Source organism: Nonomuraea soli (assembly GCF_013761175.1).
GTDB lineage: Bacteria > Actinomycetota > Actinomycetes > Streptosporangiales > Streptosporangiaceae > Nonomuraea > Nonomuraea soli.
In genome coordinates, this window is sequence record NZ_JACDUR010000006.1 from 214,662 (window position 1) to 240,023 (window position 25,362).

The following is a 25,362-nucleotide window of genomic DNA, read 5'->3' on the forward strand; positions in this document are numbered from 1 at the left end:
TCGGTGTATCGCGGGCGGAACGTGCCGCGCCTTGTCACAATCGGGGCGTGTCACGTTCCAGGCGGCGCCGCCGGACGGCGCGGGGGCTGTGGGTCGCCGTTCCCACGGCAGGGGCGGTTTTAGCGGGAATCGGCTATCTGGTGACGCACGACGAGGGGCCGCAGCGGCCGGTGGTCGCCGTCACGGTTCCCAGCCGGGCGGCCGTCGAAGGGCCCCAGGCCGCCGCGCATCCCTCCCCCTCGGCCAAGCCCACCAAGGCCAGAAAGCCGAAGGCCTCCTCCGAGGAGAAGGCCGACGGTCCCTCCAAGCACACCGACCGCCGCGCCGCCGACTACTTCAAGCGCCGCTGGGACGACAAGCCGGTCAAGCGCATCAAGGACGTGCGCACCGTCGGCGGCTACCTGCGCATCTACACCGACCTGCCGGAGTCGGCCGACAACTCCGACTCGGCGCTGACGCTGTGCGAGCGCGGCCTGGAGTACCTCCGCGACCAGGGCGTGGCCGACCCCGTGGTGTTCGTGCAGGCGGAGTTCGGCGAGAACGGCAATCCGGTGCTGGCCAACATCCTCGGTCCCGGCGACGACAACTGCCGGGTCACCCACCCCGAGCCGGGCTGAGCGCGGCCCGGCACCGGCCGGCCAGCTCACGCGCCGCCGCGACGGGCGCCGTCCAGCCCGCCCCGGGGGCGGCGGTGAGCACCGGCTCCAGCACCCTCAGGGCGCCGCGGGCATCGCCCCTGGCCAGGTGGGCGCGCGCCACCGAGACGTAGGCGTCGGTGCCCTGCAACCACGCTGCGCCCGGCGGGGTCTCGATGCCACTCACCAGCGTGTCGGCCTCCTTCAGCAGGGTGGCCGAGCCGGTCACCTCGGCCAGCGGGGCCAGGCAGCGCAGCGTGTAGGCGAGGGTGCCGTGGGCCGAACAGGCCTCCATGGCGCGCTCCAGCAGGGCGGTCGCCTCGGCGTCGTGACCCAGCTCGATGAGGGTGGTGGCGTGCATCGCCGGGGTCGCCGCCGTCCACCAGGCGTGCGAGTCGCCGTCGAGCGACTGCCTGCCGTACCTCACGGCCTCGTCGTAGTCGCCGCGCAGCCGGGCGATCCAGCCGAGGTGCGCCAGGTACCAGCGGTCGTAGCCGGTGTAGCCGCTGCGCCGGTTGACGGCCAGGGCGTCGTGGATCCGGGCGGCGGCGTCGTCCCACGCGCCGACGGCCACCATCGGCAGCGCCGACTCGAAGACGCACCACTGCAGCAGCCACAGGTCGCCGAGCTCGCGCAGCAGCGGTTCCAGCTCGCCGATCAGGCGTGAGAGCTCGGGCATCCTGCCCAGGTGGGCGTGGGCGGTCTTCAGGCCGTCGAGGGCGGCGGCCAGGGCGTGGTCGTCGTGGGCCTGGCGGGCGGCGGCCAGGGCCCGGTGGCCGTGGCCGAGGGCGTCGCCGAGCCGCAGCTGGTTGCTGCTGACCACGGCCAGCCAGCCGAGCAGGTGCGCCTCCGCGCCGCGGTCGCCCAGGAGCGTCGCCTGCCGCAGCCCGTCGCGTACGTGCTCCAGTCCCTCCGCGACAGGGCGGCCGCACCCGGCCCAGGCCGCGCCGCCGAGCTGGCGCAGGGCGCTCATCTCCAGCCGCCGGTCGCCGGTCGCGCGCCCCAGCTCGACGGCCGCCTCGTGGTCGGCCAGGGCGGCCTCGAAGCGGAAGGCCATCTCGTTGGCCCTGCCTCTGTGCAGGTGCGCCTGGCCGCGCAGCTCCGGGTCGGCCGCGCGCGTGGCGGCGCCCAGCGCCAGGTCGAGCAGCGAGTGCGCGTCGTCGACCGCGTACCTGGCGATGGCGCGCTGCCCGGCCGCCAGCCAGCCGGACGCGGCGCGTTGCCAGTCGCCGGCGGCGGCGCTGTGGCGCGCCACCGCCTCGGGGTTGCCGGCCAGCAGGTCGGCCGCGGCCCGGTGGTAGGCGGTCCTGGTGGGCACCGGGATGCTGCTGTAGAGGATCTCCTGGATGAGATCGTTGGCGAACTCGTACTCCCTGCCCGTGATCACGCTCAGCCTGGCTTCCAGGGCGCGCTCGCACCGGCGGGCCGCCTCCTGCACCCCGATGTCCAGCAGGCCCGCGACCGTCGCCGGAGCGAACGACGGGCCCAGCACCGACGCGGCGCGCAGCAGTTCCTCGGCCGGGGCGCCCGCCCTCCTGACCCGGGCCAGCACGCTCGTGCGCAGCGACTCCGGCACGCCCGACTCGCCCGCGGCCAGGGCCCTGAGGCTCTCCACGACGAACAGCGTGTGCCCGCGTGTGCGCTCGCCGATCTGGCCGGCCAGCCCCGCGTGGCCCGCCGCCGTGGCCAGCCGCTCGACGCTGCCGGCGTCCAGCGGGCCGACCTCGATCGGCTCGGCCGCCTCGCCCAGCAGGTCGCGTACGGCCTGCCCCTCCTCCGCGCGCGCCGTGGCCAGGGCCAGCAGCCTGCCGGAGCCGAAATGGGCGGCCAGGTAGTGCAGCAGCTCGACGGTGGCCCTGCTGGCGTGCTGCAGGTCGTCGATGACGAGCAGCAGCGGCTGGCGGGCGCACAGGCGGCGGAGGAACAGCGTGATCGCCTCGTAGGCGCGGCGGCGCTCGATCTCGGCGCTGCCGCGCTCGCCGTCCCCGGCGTCGAGGACGGCGGCCAGGTCGGGGACGAGCAGTGCCAGCGGGGCGGCCCTGCCTGAGGCCGCCTCGCGCAGTTCGGCGGGCGACAGTCCGGCCGCGAGCTGGGTGAGCAGTTCGGCGAAGGGCTGCAGGAACAGGGACCGTTCCGCCTCGAAGCAGCGGGCTGAGACGCAGTGGGCGCCGGAGGCGGCGACGGTCCTGGCGAAGCGCAGCGCCAGGCTGGTCTTGCCGATGCCCGCCTCGCCGGTGAGCAGGACCAGGCGGGCCTCGCCGCGCATGGCCTGCTGCCAGGCCCCGGCCAGCCTCTCCAGCTCGGCCTCCCTGCCGACGAACTCGGCCTCGTGCGCTCGCCGGGTGTCGTGCGCCGAGGGGGAACGTTCGGCGAGGATGGCCGCGTGCAGGTCGCGGGTGGCGGGCGACGGGTCGGCGCCCAGCTCCTGCGCCAGCGTCGAGCGCAGACGCTCGTAGACCGCCAGCGCCCGCCCTGCCTCCCCGGCGCCGTCGTGGGCGCGCATCAGCAGGCGGCACGCGCTCTCGTCCAGCGGGTCGGCGCGCATCGCCTCACCCGCTGCCGACACCGCGGCCGCCGAGTTGCCCGCGCGCAGCGCCGCCTCGGCCGCGAGGTGACGGGCCCGCCGCAGCAGCGCCTCGTGCGCCGCCCGCGCGGGCTCCGCCCACCACACGTCGGGCCGGTCCGCCAGCACGCCGGGCCCGTCGAGCAGCCCGGAGGCGGCGCGTGCCGCGGCCAGCGCCAGGGCCAGCTCGCGCCCGGTGAGCCGCTCCTCCGCCTCGGCGATCCTCCCGGCGGCCACGGTCAGGTCGACCTCGACCGAGGCGCCGAGCCGGTAGCCGCCGCTGCCGCCCTCGATGACGGCCGCGCCCAGGGCCGTGCGCAACCGGCTGACCAGCGTCGCCAGGTTGCGGGCCGGCCGAGGCGGTTGCGCGCCGCCCCACACGGCGTCGGCCAGCGTGTCGGCGGGCACCACCTGGCCGTGCCGTACGGCGAGCAGGGCCAGCAGCGTGCGAGCCTGCCGGCTGCCCACGGCTCCCGCCGGCAGGATCCGGTCGCCACGGCGTACGGCCAGCGGGCCCACCAGGCGAACCTCGATCCGGTCGTCCATGGGCACCAGTGTCATCCGCCCAGTTGCCGCTCGACTGCAACGTTCTTGCAACAACCCGGAGGAAGGTGGGCGCATCCACATCAAACGGAGGGGCGATCATGGCGATCGATCAGGACAGGCTCATGGAATTCCTCGGCAGGTTCGTCGGCGACCTGGGGGCGACGATGGCGGCGGGCAACGTCCTCGTGGGCGACCGGCTGGGTCTCTACCGCGCGCTGGCGGGCAAGCCGATGCGGCCGGAGACCCTGGCGGAGCACACCGGCACCCACCCGCGCTACGTCGAGGAGTGGCTGCGCGGCCAGGCCGCGGGCGGCTACGTCGAGCACGACCCCGCCGAGGGCACCTACTGGCTCAACGACGAGCAGGCCTTCGCGCTCACCGACCCCGACGGCGCCGTCTTCCTGCCCGGGGCCTTCCAGCTGGCGGTGGGGGCGCTGCGCAACGAGCGGCGCATCGCCGAGGCGTTCACGTCGGGGGCGGGCGTCGGCTGGCACGAGCACGACCCCGAGGTGTTCACCGGCTGCGAGCGCTTCTTCCGCCCCGGCTACGCCGCCAACCTCGTCGACGCGTGGCTGCCCTCGCTCGACGGCGTCGTGGGCAAGCTCCAGGCGGGCGCGCGCGTCGCCGACGTCGGCTGCGGTCACGGTGCCTCAACCGTGCTGATGGCGCGGGCCTACCCCAACTCGACCTTCGCCGGCTCCGACTACCACGGGCCCTCCATCGAGGAGGCGACCGGGCGTGCCGCCGACGCGGGCGTCGGCGACCGGGTGCGTTTTGGCCAGGCGTCCGCGCAGACCTTCGACGGCGGGCCGTACGACCTGGTCACGACCTTCGACTGCGTGCACGACATGGGCGACCCGCTTGGCGCCGCCCGGCACATCCGCGAGCAGCTGGCCCCCGACGGCACCTGGATGATCGTCGAGCCCGCCGCCGCCGACGACGCGGCCGCCAACCTCAACCCGATCGGGCGGGTCTACTACTCGTTCTCGACGTTCCTGTGCGTGCCGAACGCGCTCTCGCAGGCCGGCGGCTACGCCCTCGGCGCGCAGGCGGGAGAGGCGGCCATCCGGCGCATCGCGTCGGACGCCGGGTTCACGCGCTTCCGCAAGGTCGCCGAGAACCCGTTCAACATGGTGTACGAGGCCAGGCCCTGATCATGCGGGCGCGAGAGGCGGACGCGGAGGGCTTCGTCGAGCGCGGCGGAGTCAAGATCCACTACGAGGTGTACGGCAGCGGCGGCCCGGCCATCCTGCTGCTGCCCGCCTGGACGGTGGTCCACAAGCGGATCTGGAAGATGCAGGTGGCCTTCCTCTCCCGGCGTCACCGGGTCGTCGTCTACGACGGGCCGGGTAACGGCGGCTCCGACCGGCCTCTCGCGCCCTCCGCCTACGACCAGGCGGCGCAGGTCTGCTACGCCCTGGCGGTCATGGACGCGACCGGCCTGGACCGGGCCGTGCTCGTGGCCCTGTCGCGCGGGGCGAACTGGGCGCTCGAACTGGCCGCCGAGCACCCTGACCGGGTGCTCGGCACGGTGCTCATCGCGCCTGCCGTACCCCTGGCCAAGCTCGGGCGGCCCGCCCTCGACGGGCCCGCTCCGGAGGTGGGGCCCTCGTCCGTGCGCGAGCTCGTGGCCGATCCCGCGTCGCACTGGGTGAAGTACAACCGCGACTACTGGAGGGCCGCGCACGAGGACTTCCTGTGGTTCTTCATGGGGCAGTGCTTCTCCGAGCCGCACTCCACCAAGGGCGTGGAGGATGGCGTGGCGTGGGGGCTGGAGACGACCGGGGCGGTGCTCGCGGCCGAGAGCCGCGCCGTACGGGCCACGGGGGAGCAGGTGCGCTCCTGGTGCGCGGCCGCGGCCGGTCCCGTGCTGGTCGTCCACGGCGACGACGACCACGTGGTGCCGCCGGAGAACGGCCGTCTGGTGGCGGAGCTGGCCGGGGGACGGCTGGAGACGATCGCGGGAGGCGGGCACCTGCCGCAGCTGCGGGATCCCGTGCGGGTCAACCTGCTCATCGGCGAGTTCGCCGCGCGCTTGTCCGGCGAGGGCGCGGGGGTGCGCCGCTGGGAGCGGTGGACCCGGCGGGAGCGGCGGGTGCTGTACCTGTCGTCGCCCATCGGGCTCGGGCACGCCCGCCGCGACCTGGCGATCGCCCGTGAACTGCGGGCGCTGCGCCCCGGGGTGCGGATCGACTGGCTGGCCCAGGACCCGGTCACCCGGGCGCTGGAGGCGGCCGGGGAGCGGGTGCACCCGGCGAGCCGATGGCTGGCCGGCGAGTCGGCGCACATGGAGAGCGAGGCGGGCGAGCACGACCTGCACTGCTTCGAGGCGCTGCGGAGCATGGACGAGATCCTGCTGGCCAACTTCATGCTCTTCGACGAGGTGGTGCGCGACGAGGCCTACGACCTGGTGGTGGCCGACGAGGCGTGGGAGGTGGACCACTTCCTGCACGACAACCCCGAGCTGAAGCGATTCGCGTACGCGTGGCTGACGGACTTCGTGGGGGTGCTGCCGATGCCGGGCGGCGGAGAACGGGAGGCGCTGGTGGCGGCCGACCACAACACGGAGATGATCAGGCGGGTGGAGAGGTTCCCGTGGCTGCGCGACCGGGCGGTCTTCGTGGGCGATCCCGAGGACGTCGTGGAGGCCCGGTTCGGCCCTGGCCTGCCGGGGATCCGCGAGTGGACGGCCGAGCACTTCCGGTTCTCCGGGTATGTCACGGGCTTCGGGGAACAGGTGGAGGACCGCGAGGCGTTGCGGGCCCGGCTCGGATACGAGCCCGGCGAGCCCGTGTGCGTCGTCAGCGTCGGCGGCTCGGGCGTCGGCGCCGGCCTGCTCGCCAGGGTCGCCGCGGCCTACCCCGAGGTCGCCCGCCGCGTCCCCGGCCTGCGCATGGTCGTCGTCACAGGACCCAGGATCGACCCGTCGCGCGTCGCCCGCCGCCCCGGCCTGGACGTGCGCGCCTACGTGCCCGACCTGCACCTGCACCTGGCCGCCTGCGACCTGGCCGTCGTGCAGGGCGGCCTGACGACCTGCATGGAGCTGACCGCGTCCGCGCGCCCCTTCGTCTACGTGCCGCTGCGCAACCACTTCGAGCAGCAGTTCCACGTCGCCCACCGGCTGCGCAGGCACCGCGCGGGACGTCGGCTCGACTACGCGGAGCTCGCGCCCGACCTGCTGGCCGAGATCGTCGCCACGGAGCTGGGGCGCGAGGTGGACTACCGCCCGGTGCCGGGCGACGGCGCCGCGAGAGCAGCCGGCCTGCTCGCCGACCTGCTCTGACTCCGTTTCGGCGATCTACTACCGGGCAGCCGGGAGTGATGGCTGATCTGTCCCGTGTGGCCATCAGGAGCCCCAAACAACGATGGCGGCTCCCGATCACCGAGTTCCTGCTGACCCCTCTGGCGATGGTGCTCGGCTTCGTCGCCCTGGCCGCCGTGGCCACCCTCGTCGACTTCTGGTCCACGGCCTGGCCGGAGCACGTGCGCGACTGGCTGGCCAGGCTCTTCCCGCACGAGAACCTCCTGCGCATGCTGGGCGTGATCGCCACCGGCCTGGTGACCGTGACCACGCTGACGCTCTCCGCGCTCCTGGTCGCGATCTCGCACACCTCCACGACGGTGGCGCCGGTCGTGTTCGACCAGTTCCTGCGCCGCAAGGCCAACCAGGCCTACTTCGGCTACGTGGCCGGGTGCGCGACCTACACCTACCTCGTCATGGCGGTCGCCCGGCCCACGTGGGCGGGGGTGGGCCCGCTGCTGGCCATCGCCCTGGCCGCGGGTGCGCTCGTCCTGCTGATCTTCATGGCCTATCTGATGATCGACCAGATGCGCCCCACGACGGTCGTGCGCTCCATCCAGGACCGGGCCGGGCAGGCGCGCGAGAGGCAGTACCCGCTGCTGGCCCGGTGCCGCCCGGTCGCCGAGGTGCGCGACGACAGACCCGAGACGGTCACGACCGAGTCGTCCGGCTACGTGGTCGACATCGTCGCCGCGCGGCTGGAGGCGCTGATGGCCAGGGTGGGCGACGGGGTCGAGGTGGCCTTCCAGGTGCGCATCGGCGACCTGCTCGCCTACGGCGACGGCGTGGTGCGCATCCGCGGCGGCTCGCCCGAGCAGCGCAGGATCGCGGCGGCGGGCGTCCTCGACTGCGTGATCATCGACCGCACGCGCGACGCGGGCATCGATCCCGACTACGCCATCGACCAGCTCGGCAACATCGCCTGGGCGGCGACGTCGTCGCGTCAGAACCCCGACGTGGCGCAGGCCGCCGTGGGCGCGCTGCGCGACCTGTCCGGCCGCTGGGCGGCCACCACCCTGCCCGCCGCCGAGGAGTACGGCGGGCGGCTCCCGGTCGTCTACGACGACGCGGTCCAGCGGAAGATCGTGGCGACGCTCGTGGACATCGTGGTCGTGAGCACCTCCTCACGCCAGCACCACACCTGCGCGACCGCGCTCGCGAGCCTCGCGGAGATCCTGCCCCAGCTGCAGGAGCACGACAGGGAGGTGGCGGTGCGCAGCCTGGTGCGCGCCCTGCCCGCGGCCCTGGCGCACGTGGCCAGCGTGGAGCTCAGCCGGGCGCTGGCCAAGCTGCGGGCGGCCCTGGACGCCGTCGGCCACGAGGACCTGGCCGACCAGGTGCGGGCGATGGGCCCGCTGCTGGTGGACAAGGGCGGCCTGGTCGACGAGCAGGACCTGATCGACCAGTTCGACGACCCCGACCTGACCGGTCCCCGCCCGTTCAGATTCCGCTAGCCATGCGTTCGGCCGGGCACGACTAGCGCACGCGGACGCGGGTCTTGCCGCACACCCCGCACTCCTGGACGACGACCTTGCCGATCTGCTCGATCGTCACCCAGCGGTGGCGCAGGTGCGGCAGGACCTTCACGTGCGGGTTATACCCGCCTCTGGCGATCGTTACGTGACGTCGCCAGGTGATCACTCTGCCGTGGGCTCGAGACGCAACGAGACCGAGTTGATGCAGTACCTGTCGTCGGTGGGCGTGGAGTAGCCCTCACCGTGGAAGACGTGGCCGAGGTGGGAGTCGCACCTGGCGCAGCGCACCTCGGTGCGGACCATGCCGTGGCCGCGGTCCTCGATGAGCCTGACCGCCTCCGACTTCGACGGCTCGAAGAAGCTGGGCCAGCCGCAGTGCGAGTCGAACTTGGTCTCCGAGCGGAACAGCTCCGCGCCGCAGGCGCGGCAGGAGTAGACGCCCTCGGTCTTGGTGTCGACGTACTCGCCGGTGAAGGGCCGCTCGGTGCCCGCCTCGCGCAGTACGTGGAACTCTTCGGGTGTCAGCTGCACCCGCCATTCGGCGTCGGTCTTGACCACCTTGTCCATAAGACCAGCCTACGGTGTCCGCAAAAAGAGATCTCCGCGGGACAAGCATCCATTCTGGGGTGATTCTGCGTCTTTATCGTCATGGGGGGTGTCATCGCCTTCCAGCAAAGGGGTACGGCCAGACCGCGGTTCACCTCTTCGGCACAGCCCACGCCCGTGCTGGAGCCGAGGGTGATCAGGAGGCCGGCCGGGCGACGCGCCAGCGTCCGGAATCGGCCGAGACAGCGGAGTGGCCGGATGGGTCCGCCCGTCGAGCCCCGGTCCCGCCACTGTGCGGCTCCGGGCGGACCACCCCGATCCCTCAAGGGCTGACCATGGCAGCCTCGCGACGGCCGCGTGCGCAACACCGTGGTGTCGACAGGCGGCAACCGCCCCTCCGTGTCCTGCGCAGCGGTGGTGAACAAGAAGGTCAAGCTACGTGAGAAGCCCGTTCTGCGATGATCCGAGGGGGTAGGTTCTTGCCATGGCCTCGCCGTACATTGAGCTCGAAGTCGGACAGCGCACCGTCAAGGTGACCAACCCCGACAAGGTGTACTTCCCGGAGATCGGGGTGACCAAGCGGGAGCTGGTCGAGTACTACGTCAGCGTGGGCGAGGGCGCCCTGCGCGCGATGAAGGACCGCCCGACCAACCTCAAGCGCCACCCCGACGGCATCCACACCGAGGCGATCTACCAGAAGCGCATGCCGCCCAAGCATCCCGACTGGCTGGAGACGGTCACCGTGCGCTTCCCGAGCGGCCGCACGGCCGACTCGCTGAAGGTCACCGAGGTGGCGGCGATCGCCTACTGCGCCAACCTGGGCACCGTCGACTTCCACCCGTGGCAGGTGCGCGCCGCCGACGTCGAGCACCCCGACGAGCTGCGCGTCGACCTCGACCCGCAGCCGGGCCTGAGCTTCGACACGGTGCGCGAGGCCGCGTTCCTCTGCCGCGACGTACTCGGTGAGCTGGGCATCACCGGCTATCCCAAGACCTCGGGCAGCCGCGGCGTGCACGTCAACATCCGCATCGAGCCGCGCTGGGACTTCATCCAGGTACGGCACGCGGGCATCGCCCTGGCCAGGGCCATCGCCGACCGCGCCCCCGACCTGGTCACCACGGCCTGGTGGAAGGAGGAGCGGGGCGACCGGGTCTTCATCGACTTCAACCAGAACGCCCGCGACCGCACGGTGGTCGCCGCCTACTCGGTGCGTGCCAAGCCCAACGGCCAGGTTTCCACGCCGGTCACGTGGGAGGAACTGGCCGACGTGAATCCCGAGGACCTGACGATCCGCACCGTGCCCGCCCGTTTCGCCGAGCTGGGCGACGTGCACGCCTCGATCGACGACCGGGCGTTCTCGATCGAGCCGCTGCTGGAGTGGTACGACAAGGACGAGCGGGGCGACATGCCCTACCCGCCCAACTATCCGAAGATGCCGGGCGAGCCAAAGCGGGTGCAGCCCAGCAAGGCGCGCGACTGACCGAATTTCACTTCGGTCACATTACTTGACGCTCGGTCCAATAGTCGCTTGGCTCACAACCATGCGACGATTAGCGGCCGCCGGAGCGGTGACGGCCTTCGTCATCGGCGGCCTGAACCTGGCCCTCGGCATCGGCATCGCCTCGGCCGAGACCACCGGACGCGCTCCGCTGGCGAGCGCCACCTGCCTGATCCCGCTGCTGCCGTGCGACAGCGCATCCGGCGGGGGCGTGCACCCGGACGACCCGTGGCAGCCACCGGCGCAGGATCCGGGGTCGATCCCGCCCAACCCGTTCGAGAGCTGGTCGGACGCCCCGGCGCCGCAGGATTCCTGGTCGAGTGCCCCGGGCGAGACCGCGTCCGGCGATCCCGAGCCGACGAACCCGTGGAAGCCCGTCGACGAGGGCAAGCACAAGGTGCCCGACGGCGCGCCCCAGACGGGCGGCGGCGGCCTGGCGCCCGAGAGCCCGACCTGGCCGTTCGTGGTCGGCGCGAGCGGGCTGCTGGCCGGTGCGGGCCTGGCCGGATTCGCGGTGCGGCGGCGCCGGGGCGACGCCTAGGTGGCTCAGCCACCCGGCCACAAGCTCATCCTCACCGGCGCGGCCGTCGTCTCCGTGGCCGGGGCGGTGCTGATCGCCTTCGGTGTCACCGGCCTGCTCAGCCCGGGCGAGGGTGAGAGCGTGCGAACGACCGCGCCGTCCTCCCCGGCGGCGCGGCGGCCGCTCAAGACCTTCGACGTACCCGAGGGTGTGATCGCCGGGCCCATGAAGGCCGCCAGGCCCACCGGCGTCTACATCCCGGCCATCGGCGTGGCCGCTCCCCTGATGGAACTCGGCCTGGACCGCGCGGGCGCGATCGAGAACCCGCCGCTGCACGAGCCGAACCTCGCCGGCTGGTACCGCTACGGCCCGGTGCCCGGCCAGCGCGGAGCCGCGGTGATCACCGGGCACCTCGACACCAAGTCCGGGCCCGCCGTCTTCGCCGCGCTGCGCGAGCTCAAGAAGGGCGACCAGGTCCAGGTGGTGCGCGCCGACCGGTCGGTGGCCGTGTTCGTGGTCGACCGGATCGAGCACACACCCAAGGACTCCTTCCCGGCCGGGAAGGTGTACGGCAAGGTCGGCTACCCGGCTCTTCGCCTCGTGACGTGCGGCGGGGCCTTCGACCGGACGGCGGGCAGCTACCGCGACAACACGATCGTCTACGCCCACCTGGCGCTGGCCCACCGCCCGAAGTCCTAGGGATCGCGCGGCAGGCCGAGCGCCCGCTCGGCGATGATGTTGAGCTGCACCTCGCTGGTGCCGCCGCCGATCGTGAACGCGCGGGTGGTGAGGATCATGCGCTGCCAGTGCGACGACTCCGGCGCCACCGACCAGCAGAACTCCGAGATCTCCTGCGAGTGGCGCATCCCCAGGAACTTGCGCACGCTCGCCGCGGGTCCCGGATCGGCCCCGGCCAGCTGCGAGGTCATGATGCGCAGGTTCAGCGCCGAGATCGCCTGGCCCTGTGCCCACAACCGCCCGGCCCTGTCGAGGTCCGGCGGCCGCAGGCCTTCGTGTCCGGCCAGCAGGCGGGCCATGTCGGTGTGCTGCGAGCCGGGCCCCCACGAGTCGCCCAGCGCGACGCGCTCGTGCGAGAGCGTGTCGCGGGCGACCCGCCAGCCCTGGTCGACCTCCCCGACGACCAGGTCGTCGGGGACGAAGACGTCGTCGAGGAAGACCTCGTTGAAGATCTCGTCACCGTTGATCTCGCGCAGCGGCCTGACCGTGACGCCGGGGGAGGCCATCTCGACCAGGAAGTAGCTGATGCCCTCGTGCTTGGGCCGTTCCGGGCTGGTGCGGGCCAGGCAGATGCCCCAGTGGGCGTACTGCGCCAGCGAGGTCCACACCTTCTGGCCGGTGATGGACCAGCCGCCCTCGACCCTGACGGCCTTGGTGGTCAGGCCCGCCAGGTCGGAGCCCGCGCCGGGCTCGCTGAACAGCTGGCACCAGACGATCTCGCCGGTGAAGGTCTTCGGCAGGAACCGCTCCTGCTGCTCGCGCGTGCCGTACCTGACGATCGACGGTACGGCCCAGGCGGCGATGCCCAGGTTGGGGCGCTTGGGGAACTCCTGGTGGATGATCACCTGCTCCAGCGGGGAGGCGGCGCGACCCCACGGGGCGGGCAGGTGCGGCATGATCCAGCCCTCGGAGGCGAAGCGGGCCAGGCGCTCCAGGGGTTCCAGGGCGGCCAGCCCGGCGGCGTGCGCGCGCAGCTCCTCGCGCAAGGGCTCGGCCTCCTCGGGCAGGTCGGGTTCCATCGCCCGGCGGGTTCCGGCGATCGCCTGGGTGGCGACCGCCTCCGACCACTCGCCGGCGAGCATGCGGTTCGACAGGGCGCGGCGGTAGAAGCGGTGGGCGTCGTGCTCGAAGGTGAAGCCGATGCCGCCGAGGACCTGGATGGCGTCGGCGGCGCAGCGCACGGCCGCCTCGGGCGCGAGAACGGCGGCCACTCCGACGGCCAGCCGCGCCTCGGGTTCCGGCGCCTCTGCCGCGGAGGATCGGGCGTCGAGGGCTCTGGCCGCGTCCCACACGGCCGCCCGCGCCTGCTCCAGGGCGACGAACGCCCCGGCGACGCGGTGCTTGACGCCCTGGAACTGCCCGATCGGCCGCCCGAACTGCTCGCGCACCTTGGCGTACTCGGCTGCCGTGCGCACCGACCACGCGGCCAGGCCGCACGACTCGGCGCCCAGCAGCACCGCGGCCAGCTCGCGCACGGGCACCTGGCCCAGCATCCGCTCCCGCGGCACAACGAGGGGTTCCGCCGTGCACAGCTCGCGGTCGAGGTCGATGGACTCGGCGGGCTCGGCCCGCACGTCGTCCCGGTCGAGCACGGCCCAGCCCTCGTCGACGGGCAGCAGGAACAGGTCGGCCCCGGCGGAGCCCAGCACCCGGCCGCCGATCGAGACGGCCGCGGTCAGCGAGCCGTCGACCAGCCCGCGCAGCAGCTCGCCGTGCCCGGCTCCCAGCACCGCCGCGGCGAGCGCGGAGGGCAGCAGGGGTCCCGAGGCCCGCAGCTCGCCCAGCGCCTCCAGGCAGACGCACAGCTCCAGCAGTCCGCCGCCCTGCCCGCCGTACTCCTCGGCGACGTGCACGCCCCGAAGCTCGGGACGGCCCGCCAGGCCGGGGACTGAGGCGGCGAGTGCGCGGTGTTCCTCGGTCAAGCCGATGCCCATGCGCACGAATCTAGAAGCTTATTCGGTCAGCTGTCCACGGTCTCCGTACTCCAGCTCCAGCGCCCGCGAGAAGTCGGCGATGGCCTCCTCGTGCCGATCGAGCTCCTGGAGCAGCTCGCCCCTGACCTGGTAGGCCCAGACGTAGGTCTTGTCGAGCTCGATCGCGCGGTCGAGGTCGGCCAGCCCCTCCTCGACGCGGCCCAGGTCGCTCAGCACCGCGCCGCGGCTGCCCAGCGTGCGCTCGTTGTCGGGCTCCAGCTCCAGTGCCCTGTCGAGGTCGGCCAGCGCCTCCTCGTGGCGGTCGAGCATGCGCAACGACTCGCCGCGCTGGGCGTAGGAGCGCGCGTGCTCCGGGTCGATCGCGAGGGCGCGTGAGTAGTCGTCGACGGCCTCCGGGTAGAGCTCCATGTTCTGCAGCAGGTCGGCGCGGTGGGCGTAGGCGTCGGCCGTGCCGTACAGGGTGATCAGCTCGGTGTGCGCGGCCAGGGCGTCCTCGAAGCGGCCCAGCGCGGCCAGCACCTGGGCACGTTCGTGGATGATCCAGTCGATGCCCGCCTCCAGGGCGAGCGCGTGCTCGTAGTCGTCGAGCGCCGTCTCCAGCGCGCCCAGGGCGGCGTGCACCTGCCCGCGCGAGCCCAGGGCGTAGGCGTCGCCCGGCTCCAGGCGCAGCGACTGGTCGAAGTCGGCCAGCGCGGCGTCGAACTCGCCGAGCAGCCGGCGGCTCTCCCCGCGCAGCCGCCAGGAGCGCGGGTCGTCGGGGTCGAGCTCGATCGCCTCGGTCAGGTCGGTGACCGCCGCCTCGTAGCGCTCCAGGGCGAAGTAGGAATCGGCGCGGCTGCGCAGCACGGAGGCCCGGGCCTGCTCCACGGAGAGCTCTGCCATGCACGGACTATATCTGGATGATCGCTGCCTTCTGCCTGGTGTACTCCAGCACCGCGTCGTGGCCGTAGCCGCTGTCCTTCACGCCGCCGAAGGGCAGGCCCGGCGGCATCTGGCGGAAGGTGTTCACCCAGACCGTGCCGCTGTCGAGATCGCGGATGAGACGGTGGGCCCGTCCCAGGTCACGCGTCCAGACCCCGGCCGCCAGGCCGTAGGCCGAGTCGTTGGCGATGCGCACGGCCTGCGCCTCGTCGTCGAAGGGGATGGCCACGGCGACCGGGCCGAAGATCTCCTCCTGGCAGACGCGCAGGCCGTTGTCGGTCGTCGTGTAGAGCGTGGGCTCGACCCAGTAGCCGTCGCCCGGCACCACGTCGGAGCCGTACCGCCCGCCGAACACCCGCTCCGCGCCCTCCTTCTCGGCCAGCTCCAGGTAGGAGACGACCCGCTCGTACTGCGCCTGGGAGACGATCGGCCCCATGTCGGTGGCCAGGTCGAGGGGGTCGCCGAGGGTGATGCCCGCGGCCTTCCCGGCGATCCTGGCGATGAAGTCGTCCCAGATCGGGCGGTGGACGAGGATGCGTGAGCCGGCCACGCAGACCTGGCCGGCGTTGCCGGTGTAGACCGAGTTGACGGTGACGCCGTCGGCCGCCTTGTCCAGGTCGGCGTCGTCGAAGACGATGTTGGGCGACTTGCCGCCCAGCTCGAACGTCATCGGCTTGACCCCGGCGTTCCGGGTGATGCGCAGCGCCGTCTCCGTCGAGCCGGTGAGGCTGATCTTGTTGACGCCGCGGTGCCGTACCAGAGCCTCGCCGACCTCCTCTCCCAGGCCGCTGACGATGTTCAGCACGCCGGGCGGGAAGACCTCGGCCAGCAGCTCGCCGAGCCGCAGCGTCGACACGCTCGCCTGCTCGGCCGGTTTGACGATCACGGTGTTGCCCGCGGCCAGCGCGAACGCGGCCTTGGCGGAGAAGGTGGAGACGGGGGAGTTCCACGGGATGACGCACAGAGCCACGCCGTACGGCTCGCGCCTGGTCAGGCCGAGCGTGTCGGGTCCCATGAGCACGGTGTCGCCCTTGACCGCGTCGAGCACCTGGCCGGCGGCCAGCTCCCAGAGGAAGGCCATGCCGGGCAGGTCCTTCTTCAGGGTGTCGCGCAGGATGCGGCCGTTGTCGGTGGTCTCCAGCCTGGCCAGCTCGTCGGCGTGGTCGGCGAAGACGCGGGCGACCTTGCGCAGGAAGTGCGCCCGGCCCAGCGCGGGCATGGCCGACCAGCGGGGGAAGGCCGCGCGGGCGGCGGCGACGGCCTGCTCGGCGTCCTGGGGGCCGCTGCGGGGGATGCGGGCCCAGACCTCGCCGGTGGCCGGGTTGACCGAGTCGAGAGTCCTGCCGTCGGCGGCGGGCTGGACCTTGCCGCCGATGAGGTTGCGGTAGTCGATCACCTGCCCAAGCATACGCTTGCTTGATTCGGATGGTAATAAGGTGGCAGGCATGCTTCTGGCTCCTGGTGTGCACGTGGCCGTCACCGACCGGCACGGCGGCGTGAGCGCCCCGCCGTACGGCTCGCGCAACCTCGGCGGGCTCGTCGGCGACGCGCCCGGCGCCGTCGCCGCCAACCGCTCGGCCCTGGCCGGCGAGCTCGGGGTCGAGGCGATCGTCTTCATGCACCAGGTGCACTCCGCCGACGTCGCCTACGTCACCGCCCCCTTCGGCGCCGGTGCGCCGCCGCTCGACGGGGTCTTCACCGACGTCCAGGGGCTGGCGCTGGCCTCGCTGGGCGCCGACTGCCCCGCCGTCCTGGTGGCCGACCCGAAGGCCCGCATGGTCGGCGCCGCCCACTCGGGACGCCCCGGCACCGAGGCGGGCATCGCCACGGCGCTGGTCGAGGCGATGCGGGCCAAGGGGGCCGCCGAGCTCGTGGCCTTCGTCGGTCCGGGAGCCTGCGGGCGCTGCTACGAGGTGCCGGAGGAGCTGCGCGAGCGGGTCGCCGCCGCGGTGCCCGCCGCCCGCTCCGAGACGTCGTGGGGCACGCCCGCCCTCGACCTGCGGGCGGGCATCGAGGCCCAGCTGCGCGCGGCGGGCGTGTCAGACGTACGGCACGACGCGCGCTGCACCATCGAGGCGGAGGAGCTCTACTCCCATCGCAGGGAGCGGGTCGCCGGACGCTTCGCCGGGCTCATCTGGCTGGCTTAGGACCGCCGCCGCCCGGGTTGTTGAAGACGCCGTTGACGATGGCGATGGCACCCCAGATGATCACCAGGGCGAAGAGGCTGTAGCTGACGGCGATCGTCACGATCGACAGGATCGTGCCCAGCGACATCGAGACGATGGCCAGCGCCAGGCGCATGCCGTCGGAACGGCGGTCGGCGTGGCTGGGCCGCACCGAGGCCAGGCGTTCGTCGACGCGCCTGTCGACCTCCTTGCCCATCTTGTCGAGGAACGATTCGACGATGGCGTCCTCGAAGTCGGGGCCGAGGTCACGACGGGCGGAGACGGCGGCCCGGAGCTCGTCTCCGGGCGAGGGGGTCGTCATGTCGCGATATTACGCCACGGTCCGGCCTATCGCGCGAGGATGTCGTCCAGGTTGTAGCTGATCGGGCGTTCCAGCTGCTCGTAGGTGCACGACTCGGGCGTGCGGTCGGGCCGCCACCGGCGGAACTGCGCGGTGTGGCGGAACCGGTCGCCCTCCATCTGGTCGTAGGCCACCTCGATCACCAGCTCCGGGCGGAGCGGGATGAACGACAGGTCCTTCTTGGCGTTCCACCGCGACACCGCCCCCGGCATGCGCTGTCCGCCCGTCGCGGGCGTGGCGGCGGGCTGGCCCATGTTGCGGATCGCCTGGTCGGCCCACTCGCCCCACGGGTGCTCGCCGAGCTTGGCGAGGTACGGCTTGAGCTCGTCGACGAGCTCGGCCCGGCGCGCCATCGGGAACGACGCGGCCACGCCCACATGGTGCAGCTTGCCGTCGTCGCTGTAGAGGCCCAGCAGGAGCGAGCCGACGATCGGTCCCGTCTTGTGCTCGCGGTAGCCGCAGACGACGACGTCGGCGGTGCGGTCGTGCTTGACCTTGAACATCGTGCGCTTGTCGGGGACGTAGGGCTGGTCGCCCGGCTTGACGATGATGCCGTCGAGGCCGGCGCCCTCGAACATCTCGAACCACTCTTCGGCGCGCTCGTGGTTCTGGGTGACCGGGGTGAGCCTGATCGAGCCACCCCTTTCCGGAAATATCCCCTCAAGCTTGGCGCGGCGTTCGCTGAACGGCGCCTCCATCAGGTTCTCCTCGCCCAGCGCCAGCAGGTCGAAGGCGATGAACGAGGCGGGATACTCCTCCGACAACATCTTCACCCTGCTGGCCGCGGGATGGATGCGCTGCTGGAGCATCACGAAGTCGAGCTCCTGCGCCTTGCGCAGCACGATCTCGCCGTCGACCACGCACTTGTCGGGCAGCTCGCGCCTGACCGCCTCGACGAGTTCGGGGAAGTAGCGGGTGAAGGGTCGCTCGTTGCGGCTGCCCAGGAAGACCTCGTCGCCGTCGCGGAAGACGATGCAGCGGAAGCCGTCCCACTTCGGTTCGTAGAAGTAGAGATCGCTGTCCTGCTTGGGCATGGCCTTGACCGGCTTGGCCAGCATCGGCGCCACCGGAGGCAGCACCGGCAGGTCGAGCTGGATCTCCTCAGGTGGTTGCGTCATGGGTGTCCTCCCGTAGATAGCGGCAGAAGAGGACCCCGTCCTCCTCCAGCACCTGGCCCAGCCGGAGCGGGACGTGCGAAGCCTCGCCGTTCAGGATGCGCGCCGCGCCGCCGCCGATCAACAGGGGGCTCGTCGTCAGGCACAACTCGTCGACGAGGCCGGCCGCGGCCAGCTGGCCGTTGATCCGCGGGCCGCCCTCGCACAGGATCTTGCCCAGCCCCCGCTCGCGCAACTGGCTCAGGGCCGAGGCGAAGTCGACCTTGTCGTCGCCCGCGACGATCACGTCGGCCAGCCTGGCCGCCTCGTCCCTGCGGTCGCGCGGGGCCGACTCGCAGGTGACGACGATCGTCGTCGACCTGGCCTCGGTGAACAGCGGGCTGCCCAGGTCGAGGTCGAGGCGCCGGGTCACCACGGCGATCGGGGGCGGGACCTGCCTGTCAGGCTTCGCCTTCGCCGGGCCGTACCCCTCGGTGCGCACGGTCGCGGCACCCGCCATGATCACGTCGGCCAGGCGGCGCAGGACCCCGAAGATCACCCGGTCGCCCTTGCTGGACAACCCGCCCGACAGGCCCTTCACCCAGGCGCCCCCGTCGGCGCTGGCCACCATGTTCAGGCGCAGCCACCGGTCGGACGGATACGCGTAGGCCTGCGTGATGTCCGGATCGTCCTCGATGTCGGGATGGATGCGACGCACCCCTCTACCTTGGCACACAGGGATTGCGGACCCGGGGGCGAGGACCTTTTTGGCGGTCGGATAGCACTTTCGCGTAACTCGTGACGTACGTGCGCTGATGTGTTTACGTGGCGGGAGGCGATCGGGGACTCCAGGGAGGCTAGGGTGCGTCTGGTCACGGTTGTGACGTGGTTGATCACTGCCCTCGTCGGTGCGTACCTGCTCTACCTCTGGCTGTCAGGGGGCGGGCTGCGGCAGCAGAAGACCAAGGTGACCAGATTCCCGACCGCGCTGATCTTCAGCCATCCCACCTTCGCGGTCAGCGCCCTGGCGTGCTGGACCATCTTCCTGCTGACCGGCGACGGCGGGGTGGCCTGGCTCGCCTTCGCCGTGCTGACCGTCGCGGCGCTGCTGGGGTTCACGATGTTCACGCGATGGCTCGGCGGCGGGCGGCACGCGCGGGGCGCCGAGCAACGTTTCCCGCTGCTGGCCGTCGCCGTCCACGGACTCGCCGGGCTGACCACCTTCGTCCTGGTGCTGCTCACGGCCGCCCGGCTCTGAAGGCTCAGCGGACCGTGACCGGGGTGCCCAGCTCCAGCCAGCCGCTGCTCCACAACCAGTCCATCGCCGCGATGCTCACCCGCACGCACCCGTGCGAGGCGGGATGGGGCGGCACGGAACGGTAGCCGTGCACGGCGACGCCGCCCACGAAGTAGCGCGGCCGGTAGAGCGGGCCGTACGGTCCCGAGTCCCACGCGTCGACCGCGCGGTAGACGGTGAAGTCGCCCGGGGGCGTCGCCGTCGCCCTGCTGCCCGTCGAGGCGTTGACGACGTGCTCGACGCGGCCGTCCTGGACCAGGAGCAGGAGCTGCGTGGCCAGGTGGACCTCGGCGAAGCGGCCGGAGAAGGTGGTCGCCGCGGGCCGTACGCCCTCGTCGAGGGCCAGGGAGGTGCGCAGCCCGAACTCGCCGTCGCGCGGCAGGCCCGCCGCCTTCTGCAGGGCGTAGACGGCCTGCTTGGTGCTCGTGCCGTACCTGCCGTCGGGCGTGCCGAGCCAGTAGCCCAGTTCCGACAGCCGTTCCTGGAGGGCGACGACCTCGGCGCCCTCGTCACCCGGAAGCAGGCTGCCGAGCCGGGCGGAATCGGCCGCCACGGGACGGCAGGATGTCAGTGCAAGGATCAGTGCCACGAGTAAGCGCCCCACACAGGGGGGTCTGCCCGATCGCCGCGAGCCCTACCGGAAGAATGCCGTTATGGATGACATGCGCCTACCGCCGGAGCTGGCCGTGCTCTTTCTCGACGGCGGCGCCGATCGGGCGCTGGCGACGCCGCTGCCCGAGGGGATGAGCACCCGCGGCCTGCAGCTCTGGGTGAGCGCGAGTCTGACGACAGGCCAGCAGTGGGCGGCCTTCCGCGCCGAGCATCACCGCTCGGGCCTGTGGCCGCTGCTGCTGCTCGACGACGGCTGGGAGCCCGGCCAGGACGCCCCCTGGTCGCTGGGCGAGGTGGGGCTGCACGACGCCGGCGCCTTCATGGCCGCGATGTGGGCCGAGTGGGTGGCCGAGGACGACGACGACCCCGACTACGACCTGGAGGACCTGGAGCCGTTCGGGCGCGAGTGCCCCGGGCTGGCGCCCAAGGGGGACTCGGCCGCCGACCCCGGCCGCGTGGCCGACTGGTACGCGGGCGAGCTCGACGACCGCCGCTCCTACCTCGGGCTGGTCGCGGCACGGCGCGGGGCGGAGGCGCTGTGCGCGATGGGATGGAACGGGGCGATCAACTACCACGAGACGCCCGCGCTGGTGTCGATGCTCCTGAGCTGGGAGGAGCGGTTCGGCGCCCGGGTGGTGGCGGCCGGCCCCGACACGCTGCACCTCAGCGTGTCGGCGCCACCGGAGACGCTGGACCACGCCCTGCACGTGGCGGCCGAGCACTTCGTCGTCTGCATGGACAACATCCAGCAGCGCACGACCCCCACGCTCAAGGACTACGCCGCCGACCTGGTCGGCTCCAACTCCTGGGCGTTCTGGTGGGACTGACCTGCCTGAAGGCCGGTCACACCTGCTTGAGGAAGCCCGCGTCCACGGCGAAGTCCGCTCCCGTGGTCGCCGCCGAGCGCGGCGATGCCAGCAGCGCGATCACGTCGGCGATCTCCTGCGGCTCGACGAGCCGTCCCGTCGACAGCTTCATCATCTCGGGGGCGACCTGCTCGATCACCGCGTCGCGGTCGTTGCCCGTCGCGGCGGCGAGGATGTCGGCCGCGCCGCCCTCCTCCGTCCACCACGCGGTGCGCACCGGACCGGGCGAGACGGTGTTGAAGCGCACGCCCTGCGGCGCGAACTCCTCCGACAGTGCCTTGGTGAGGTTGTTCAGCGCGGCCTTGGCGGCGTTGTAGTCGACGTTCATCGGGGCGGGCAGGCGGGCGCTGCCCGACGAGACGTTGACGACCGAGCCGCCACCGTTCTCCAGCAAGGCGGGCACCGCGGCGCGGATCATCCTGACCACGGCGAATAGGTTGAACTCGAACATCGTGCGCCAGTCGTCGTCGGTCGGCGCCGTGAACGAGAAACGCGGCAGCGAAACACCGGGAGGCGGGCCTCCGGCGTTGTTGACCAGCACGTCGAGCCGGCCGAACCGCTCGACCGCCACGTCCACCAGATGCTGGGGTGCCAGCGGGTCCATGAGGTCGACAGGGACGTGCACGATATCGCCGGACAACTCGGGAACGCTCTTGCGTGAGGCCGCGACCACGTGGGCGCCCTCGGCGGCGAGGGTCTGGGCGACGGCCAGGCCGATGCCCTTGGAAGCGCCGGTGACGATCGCGACACGGCCGGAAAGGTGAAGATCCATGGCAACCACGCTACGAGCGACGGCGGGAGATGACCGGCGGCGATCGGACCTGCCGTTCCAGCGGGAATCGGACCTGGCTTTCCGTGGCGGAAAGCCGCGGAAAGCGGTTCGAAAGCACCGGCGCCTACGTTGGAGCGTGTGAGGGGATGCTCCGGCGGGCGGGCCGGGACAGGTGCGCTACCGGCCCGCCCGCGCGGTCACGCGTGGAAGGTCTGGCGCAGTTCCCCGATGCCCTCGATGCGGGAGACCAGCACCTCGCCGTCGGCGAGCCAGCGCTGGGGTGTACGGCCCAGCCCGACGCCCGCGGGCGTGCCGGTGAACAACACGTCGCCCGGCAGCAGCGGCAGCACGGCCGACAGCTTGGCCACCAGCGCGGGCACCGAGAAGATCAGGTCCCTGGTCCTGCCTCGCTGCATCTCCTGCCCGTCGATGGAGCAGGTCAGCTCCAGATCGTCGGGGTCGTCGAAGGCGTCGGGCGTCACCAGGTAGGGGCCCATCGGCGCGAAGCCGGGGAACGACTTGCCCAGGCTGAACTGCGGTGACGGCCCGGCCATCTGGGTGATGCGCTCCGACAGGTCCTGCCCGGCGGTCAGGCCCGCCACGTACTGCCAGGCCTCGTCCTTGGGGACCTGGTAGGCCTCCCGGCCGATCACCGCGACGAGCTCGATCTCCCAGTCGGTGTGCCCCTTCTCCGGCAGCCTGACCGACGAGACGGGACCGGAGATCGCGCTGGCGAACTTGGTGAACAGCGGCGGAATCGTGTCGGGCGCCTCGAAGCCGGACTCGGCGGCGTGGGCGTGGTAGTTGAGGCCGACGGCCAGGATCTGGCGCGGGCTCGGCGCGGGCGCGCCCAGGTCGGCCTGGTCGAAGGCGGCGCCTTCCGGCAGCTCGGCTCCGGCCGCCCAGGCGCGGAACTCCTCCCAGCGTGCGTAGACCGCCTGCGGGTCGGCGGAGAACAGGCCGCCGCTGGCCCGCTCGACGTCGACCGCCTTGGCGTCATCGGTGATCAGGACGAGCCTGGAGGAGAGGTTCGCGATACGCATGGCTCGAATCTAACGGAAACTTTCGAAAGTTGCTATCGTGGGCGGCCATGGGGAAGAGCGGGGAGATCTACGAGCGGCTGCGCACCGACATCCTGGGCGGTCGGCTCACTCCAGGACAGCGCCTGAAATTTCCTGACCTGTGTGCCCGCTACGGCACCAGCGTCGGCGCCGCCCGCGAAGCCCTCACCCGCCTGGTCACCGAGGGCCTGGTCGCCAGCCAGTCCAACCACGGCTTCACCGTCGTCTCCCTGTCGTACGGCGACCTGGCCGAGCTGACCTCGGCCCGGCGGGAGGTCGAACCGCTGGTGTTCGCCATGGCGGTGCGCGAGGGCGACATGGCGTGGGAGGCCGCCGTGGTCGCCGCCCACCACGTGCTCGCGCGCACGCCGTTCTTCGGCGAGGGTTCGCGCGAGCATCCGAGCGCGGCCTGGTCGGCCGCGCACACCGCCTTCCACCTCGCCCTGCTGGAGGGCTGCCCCAACCGGCGGCTGCGCTCCATCGCGTGCGGTCTGCGGGAGGAGGCGGAGCTGTATCGCACGTGGGCGGTGTCCTACGGGCAGGAGTCGGAGGAGGAGATCGCGCTGGAGCACCGCGGGCTGCTGGAGGCGGTCGTCGAGCGCGACGCGGTGAGCGCGGCCGAGCGGCTGCGCCACCACATCTCCCACACCGCCCGCCTCCTGATCAAGGGCGCCACGGACACACCCGCCTGAGCTGAGCCGGGGTCAGGCCCCGCCACGGGACGCGCCCCGCCTGAGCTGAGCCCGGATCGGGCCCCGTCACGAGCCCGGTCGGGCTCGGCGCAGGCCGTCTCCTGGGCTGACCTCGGTTCAGGTCCGGCGCAGGCCGCCTCCTGAGCTGACCTCGGTTCAGGTCCGGCGCAGGCCGCCTCCTGAGCTGACCTCGGTTCAGGTCCGGCGCAGGCCGTCGAGGACGAGGGCCGTCAGGTGGCCGCGCCGCTCGGCCAGGCCGTCCGACTGCTCGCCGATCCAGCTCACCGCGTTGGCCAGCGCGAACAGGTCGAGCGCGTCCACGTCGCCCCGCACGGCGCCCGCCTCCTGCGCGCGGGCCAGCAGCCGCCCGGCTGCCTGCCGCATCGACAGGCAGGCCGCGTGCAACGCCGACTCCTCGTCGTTGAGCGTCGCCATCAGGGTGGTGGCCACGCCCCGGTAGGTGCCGCCCTGGACGAACTCCCCGAGCCACCGGGCCAGGGCCTCGCCGGCGTCGCTCCCGTCCTCCAGCTCCCGCGCGTGCCGCGCCAGCTCGTCGAACCGCTCGCGCAGCAACATCTCCAGCAGCGCCTCGCGGGTCGGGAAGTGCCGATACAGGGTCCCGAGACCGACCTCGGCGCGCCGGGCGACGTCGCGCAGCGAGGCCTGGGTGCCCTGCTCGGCGACGACGGCGCGGGCCACCCCCAGGATGCGCGCGCGGTTGCGTTCGGCGTCTGCTCGGACCATCGGCACTCCCTTGACAAACGGAACAGTGCTCCGCTTATTATCCGGAACACTGATCCGATTATAGGAGGCAGATGTGAAGGCCATCAGGTTCCACGAGTTCGGCGGCCCCGGCGTGCTCGTCCACGAGGAGGTGCCCACGCCGCGACCGGCTCAGGGCGAGGTGCTGGTCAAGGTGAACGCGGTGGGCGTCAACCCGCCCGACTGGTACGCCCGCACCGGGTTCGCCACCATCCCCGAAGACCTGCGCCCCACCCTCCCCCTGCCGCACATCCCCGGCACGGACGTCTCCGGCGTGGTCGTCGAGGGCTCGGGGGAGTGGCGGGAGGGCGAGGAGGTCTACGCGCTCATCCGCTTCCCTCCGGCGCCCGGAGGGCCCGGCGGGCGCGCGTACGCCGAATACGTCACCGTTCCCGCCGGCCAGCTGGCCCGCAAGCCGCGCAGCCTCGACCACGTGCGGGCCGCGGCCGTGCCGATGGCGGGCCTGACCGCCTACCAGTACGCCGTCGACCACGTACGGCCGCCGGCGGGCCGGACGGTGCTGGTCAACGGCGCGGCGGGAGGCGTGGGACACTTCGCGGTGCAACTGGCCAAGAATCAGGGCAACGAGGTCATCGCCGTCGCCTCCGGCAGGCACGCGGCCTTCCTGGAGAGCCTCGGCGTCGACCGGTTCATCGACTACACGAAGGAGGCCGTCCCCGCGGGGCTGGCCGACGTGGTGATCGACACGGTCGGCGGCGACGCGATGGACGGCCTGCTCGACGTCGTGCGGCCGGGCGGCACGTTCGCGGCCGTCTTCCCCATCGGCAGGCTCAGCCCGGAGCGCGCCGCGGAGCGAAGCGTCTCCATCGTCAGCGCGCAGGTGCGCTCCAGCGGCCGCCAGCTGGGTGAGCTGGCCGAGCTGATCGACGCGGGACGCCTGGTGGTCGGCATCGACAGCGTCCACCCGCTCGCCCAGGCCCGCCGGGCGCACGAGCGTGCCGCTCGCGGCCACCTCCAGGGCAAGATCGTCCTGGAGGTGTAG

General features: G+C 72.5%; 24 protein-coding genes. 12 read left to right on the top strand and 12 right to left on the bottom strand.

From position 1 onward, the window contains the following. Window positions 1–47: 47 nt before the first annotated feature. Window positions 48–617 carry a hypothetical protein gene (locus HNR30_RS29190; protein ID WP_181613269.1) on the top strand — a complete coding sequence of 190 codons (570 nt, stop codon included), beginning with the start codon at window positions 48–50 and terminating at the stop codon, window positions 615–617. Here HNR30_RS29190 and HNR30_RS29195 read toward each other — a convergent pair. Continuing rightward, complete coding sequence (locus HNR30_RS29195) at window positions 595–3,744, bottom strand: ATP-binding protein (protein WP_181613270.1); 3,150 nt, start codon at window positions 3,742–3,744, stop codon at window positions 595–597. The genes HNR30_RS29190 and HNR30_RS29195 overlap by 23 nt on opposite strands. A 98-nt stretch (window positions 3,745–3,842) precedes the next feature. On the opposite strand from HNR30_RS29195, the gene HNR30_RS29200 reads away from it, so the two are divergent. From HNR30_RS29200 to HNR30_RS29210, 3 genes are read left to right on the top strand one after another with little or no spacing between them, the layout of a single operon-like run. Next, complete coding sequence (locus tag HNR30_RS29200; protein ID WP_181613271.1) at window positions 3,843–4,898, top strand: class I SAM-dependent methyltransferase; 1,056 nt, start codon at window positions 3,843–3,845, stop codon at window positions 4,896–4,898. A 2-nt stretch (window positions 4,899–4,900) separates the two neighbouring features. Beyond that, complete coding sequence (locus HNR30_RS29205; RefSeq protein ID WP_181613272.1) at window positions 4,901–7,027, top strand: alpha/beta hydrolase; 2,127 nt, start codon at window positions 4,901–4,903, stop codon at window positions 7,025–7,027. Window positions 7,028–7,065: 38 nt separating this feature from the next. Beyond that, window positions 7,066–8,499: a DUF2254 family protein gene (locus tag HNR30_RS29210; protein WP_181613273.1), complete on the top strand. Its 1,434-nt coding sequence runs from the start codon at window positions 7,066–7,068 to the stop codon at window positions 8,497–8,499. Between the two features lie 183 nt (window positions 8,500–8,682). Here HNR30_RS29210 and msrB read toward each other — a convergent pair whose 3' ends face one another. Continuing rightward, window positions 8,683–9,087: a peptide-methionine (R)-S-oxide reductase MsrB gene (msrB, locus tag HNR30_RS29215; protein ID WP_181613274.1), complete on the bottom strand. Its 405-nt coding sequence runs from the start codon at window positions 9,085–9,087 to the stop codon at window positions 8,683–8,685. Window positions 9,088–9,550: 463 nt separating this feature from the next. Here msrB and ligD point away from each other — a divergent pair, with 463 nt between their 5' ends. The 3 genes from ligD to HNR30_RS29230 all read left to right on the top strand — a co-directional run bounded on the left by ligD (window position 9,551) and on the right by HNR30_RS29230 (window position 11,783). After that, window positions 9,551–10,546 carry a non-homologous end-joining DNA ligase gene (gene ligD / locus HNR30_RS29220; RefSeq protein WP_181613275.1) on the top strand — a complete coding sequence of 332 codons (996 nt, stop codon included), beginning with the start codon at window positions 9,551–9,553 and terminating at the stop codon, window positions 10,544–10,546. A 61-nt stretch (window positions 10,547–10,607) separates the two neighbouring features. Beyond that, the gene (locus tag HNR30_RS29225; protein WP_181613276.1) at window positions 10,608–11,105 is read left to right on the top strand and encodes a hypothetical protein; all 498 of its coding nucleotides are present in this window, start codon (window positions 10,608–10,610) and stop codon (window positions 11,103–11,105) included. Continuing rightward, window positions 11,106–11,783, top strand: coding sequence for a class F sortase (locus HNR30_RS29230; RefSeq protein ID WP_181613277.1), 678 nt, complete (start codon window positions 11,106–11,108; stop codon window positions 11,781–11,783). Here the strand turns inward: HNR30_RS29230 and HNR30_RS29235 are convergent. Genes HNR30_RS29235 through HNR30_RS29245 form a run of 3 tightly spaced genes read right to left on the bottom strand, consistent with a single transcriptional unit; the run spans window position 11,780 to window position 16,073 of the window. Then, window positions 11,780–13,756 (bottom strand): acyl-CoA dehydrogenase family protein, encoded by a 1,977-nt coding sequence (locus HNR30_RS29235; protein ID WP_181613278.1) that lies wholly within the window; start codon window positions 13,754–13,756, stop codon window positions 11,780–11,782. The two genes, HNR30_RS29230 and HNR30_RS29235, sit on opposite strands and share 4 nt — an antisense overlap. An 18-nt stretch (window positions 13,757–13,774) precedes the next feature. After that, the gene (locus tag HNR30_RS29240) at window positions 13,775–14,638 is read right to left on the bottom strand and encodes a tetratricopeptide repeat protein (RefSeq protein WP_181613279.1); all 864 of its coding nucleotides are present in this window, start codon (window positions 14,636–14,638) and stop codon (window positions 13,775–13,777) included. A 7-nt stretch (window positions 14,639–14,645) separates the two neighbouring features. Then, window positions 14,646–16,073, bottom strand: coding sequence for an aldehyde dehydrogenase family protein (locus HNR30_RS29245; RefSeq protein ID WP_312894719.1), 1,428 nt, complete (start codon window positions 16,071–16,073; stop codon window positions 14,646–14,648). A 49-nt stretch (window positions 16,074–16,122) separates the two neighbouring features. Here HNR30_RS29245 and HNR30_RS29250 point away from each other — a divergent pair, with 49 nt between their 5' ends. Then, complete coding sequence (locus HNR30_RS29250) at window positions 16,123–16,824, top strand: purine nucleoside phosphorylase YfiH/LACC1 family protein (protein ID WP_181613281.1); 702 nt, start codon at window positions 16,123–16,125, stop codon at window positions 16,822–16,824. On the opposite strand, the gene HNR30_RS29255 is transcribed toward HNR30_RS29250, so the two are convergent. From HNR30_RS29255 to HNR30_RS29265, 3 genes are read right to left on the bottom strand one after another with little or no spacing between them, the layout of a single operon-like run. Then, entirely contained in the window at window positions 16,808–17,164 is a 357-nt protein-coding gene (locus HNR30_RS29255) for a hypothetical protein (protein WP_181613282.1), read from the bottom strand. The two genes, HNR30_RS29250 and HNR30_RS29255, sit on opposite strands and share 17 nt — an antisense overlap. A gap of 26 nt (window positions 17,165–17,190) precedes the next feature. Then, a complete protein-coding gene (locus HNR30_RS29260; RefSeq protein ID WP_181613283.1) occupies window positions 17,191–18,321 on the bottom strand; it encodes an ATP-dependent DNA ligase in 1,131 nt (376 codons plus the stop codon). Further along, on the bottom strand, window positions 18,305–19,015 hold the full coding sequence (locus HNR30_RS29265) for a pyrimidine reductase family protein (RefSeq protein WP_181613284.1): 711 nt from the start codon (window positions 19,013–19,015) through the stop codon (window positions 18,305–18,307). The genes HNR30_RS29260 and HNR30_RS29265 overlap by 17 nt, the downstream gene beginning before the upstream one ends. Window positions 19,016–19,159: 144 nt before the next feature. Between HNR30_RS29265 and HNR30_RS29270 the strand changes: the two genes are divergently transcribed. Further along, a complete protein-coding gene (locus tag HNR30_RS29270) occupies window positions 19,160–19,555 on the top strand; it encodes a hypothetical protein (RefSeq protein WP_181613285.1) in 396 nt (131 codons plus the stop codon). A gap of 4 nt (window positions 19,556–19,559) precedes the next feature. Here the strand turns inward: HNR30_RS29270 and HNR30_RS29275 are convergent, their stop codons facing one another. After that, a complete protein-coding gene (locus HNR30_RS29275; protein WP_312894721.1) occupies window positions 19,560–20,147 on the bottom strand; it encodes a L,D-transpeptidase family protein in 588 nt (195 codons plus the stop codon). Between the two features lie 100 nt (window positions 20,148–20,247). Here HNR30_RS29275 and HNR30_RS29280 point away from each other — a divergent pair, with 100 nt between their 5' ends. Next, a complete protein-coding gene (locus tag HNR30_RS29280; RefSeq protein ID WP_181613287.1) occupies window positions 20,248–21,033 on the top strand; it encodes a DUF4253 domain-containing protein in 786 nt (261 codons plus the stop codon). Window positions 21,034–21,049: 16 nt separating this feature from the next. Here the strand turns inward: HNR30_RS29280 and HNR30_RS29285 are convergent, their stop codons facing one another. Then, entirely contained in the window at window positions 21,050–21,844 is a 795-nt protein-coding gene (locus tag HNR30_RS29285) for an SDR family NAD(P)-dependent oxidoreductase (protein ID WP_181613288.1), read from the bottom strand. 197 nt (window positions 21,845–22,041) lie between these two features. Next, window positions 22,042–22,887 (bottom strand): fumarylacetoacetate hydrolase family protein, encoded by an 846-nt coding sequence (locus HNR30_RS29290; protein ID WP_181613289.1) that lies wholly within the window; start codon window positions 22,885–22,887, stop codon window positions 22,042–22,044. A 47-nt stretch (window positions 22,888–22,934) separates the two neighbouring features. Between HNR30_RS29290 and HNR30_RS29295 the strand changes: the two genes are divergently transcribed. After that, complete coding sequence (locus HNR30_RS29295; RefSeq protein WP_181613290.1) at window positions 22,935–23,597, top strand: GntR family transcriptional regulator; 663 nt, start codon at window positions 22,935–22,937, stop codon at window positions 23,595–23,597. 195 nt (window positions 23,598–23,792) lie between these two features. On the opposite strand, the gene HNR30_RS29300 is transcribed toward HNR30_RS29295, so the two are convergent. Next, complete coding sequence (locus HNR30_RS29300) at window positions 23,793–24,341, bottom strand: TetR/AcrR family transcriptional regulator (protein ID WP_246379557.1); 549 nt, start codon at window positions 24,339–24,341, stop codon at window positions 23,793–23,795. Between the two features lie 73 nt (window positions 24,342–24,414). On the opposite strand from HNR30_RS29300, the gene HNR30_RS50335 reads away from it, so the two are divergent. Beyond that, window positions 24,415–25,362 carry an NADP-dependent oxidoreductase gene (locus tag HNR30_RS50335; RefSeq protein ID WP_181613292.1) on the top strand — a complete coding sequence of 316 codons (948 nt, stop codon included), beginning with the start codon at window positions 24,415–24,417 and terminating at the stop codon, window positions 25,360–25,362.

Coding starts and splice junctions, on each gene's coding strand:
- HNR30_RS29195 (WP_181613270.1), bottom strand. CDS start 3,744: ATGGACGACCGGATCGAGGTTCGCCTGGTGGGCCCGCTGGCCGTACGC.
- HNR30_RS29200 (WP_181613271.1), top strand. CDS start 3,843: ATGGCGATCGATCAGGACAGGCTCATGGAATTCCTCGGCAGGTTCGTC.
- HNR30_RS29205 (WP_181613272.1), top strand. CDS start 4,901: ATGCGGGCGCGAGAGGCGGACGCGGAGGGCTTCGTCGAGCGCGGCGGA.
- HNR30_RS29210 (WP_181613273.1), top strand. CDS start 7,066: ATGGCTGATCTGTCCCGTGTGGCCATCAGGAGCCCCAAACAACGATGG.
- msrB (WP_181613274.1), bottom strand. CDS start 9,087: ATGGACAAGGTGGTCAAGACCGACGCCGAATGGCGGGTGCAGCTGACA.
- ligD (WP_181613275.1), top strand. CDS start 9,551: ATGGCCTCGCCGTACATTGAGCTCGAAGTCGGACAGCGCACCGTCAAG.
- HNR30_RS29225 (WP_181613276.1), top strand. CDS start 10,608: ATGCGACGATTAGCGGCCGCCGGAGCGGTGACGGCCTTCGTCATCGGC.
- HNR30_RS29235 (WP_181613278.1), bottom strand. CDS start 13,756: ATGGGCATCGGCTTGACCGAGGAACACCGCGCACTCGCCGCCTCAGTC.
- HNR30_RS29240 (WP_181613279.1), bottom strand. CDS start 14,638: ATGGCAGAGCTCTCCGTGGAGCAGGCCCGGGCCTCCGTGCTGCGCAGC.
- HNR30_RS29250 (WP_181613281.1), top strand. CDS start 16,123: ATGCTTCTGGCTCCTGGTGTGCACGTGGCCGTCACCGACCGGCACGGC.
- HNR30_RS29255 (WP_181613282.1), bottom strand. CDS start 17,164: ATGACGACCCCCTCGCCCGGAGACGAGCTCCGGGCCGCCGTCTCCGCC.
- HNR30_RS29260 (WP_181613283.1), bottom strand. CDS start 18,321: ATGACGCAACCACCTGAGGAGATCCAGCTCGACCTGCCGGTGCTGCCT.
- HNR30_RS29280 (WP_181613287.1), top strand. CDS start 20,248: ATGGATGACATGCGCCTACCGCCGGAGCTGGCCGTGCTCTTTCTCGAC.
- HNR30_RS29285 (WP_181613288.1), bottom strand. CDS start 21,844: ATGGATCTTCACCTTTCCGGCCGTGTCGCGATCGTCACCGGCGCTTCC.
- HNR30_RS29290 (WP_181613289.1), bottom strand. CDS start 22,887: ATGCGTATCGCGAACCTCTCCTCCAGGCTCGTCCTGATCACCGATGAC.
- HNR30_RS29295 (WP_181613290.1), top strand. CDS start 22,935: ATGGGGAAGAGCGGGGAGATCTACGAGCGGCTGCGCACCGACATCCTG.
- HNR30_RS29300 (WP_246379557.1), bottom strand. CDS start 24,341: ATGGTCCGAGCAGACGCCGAACGCAACCGCGCGCGCATCCTGGGGGTG.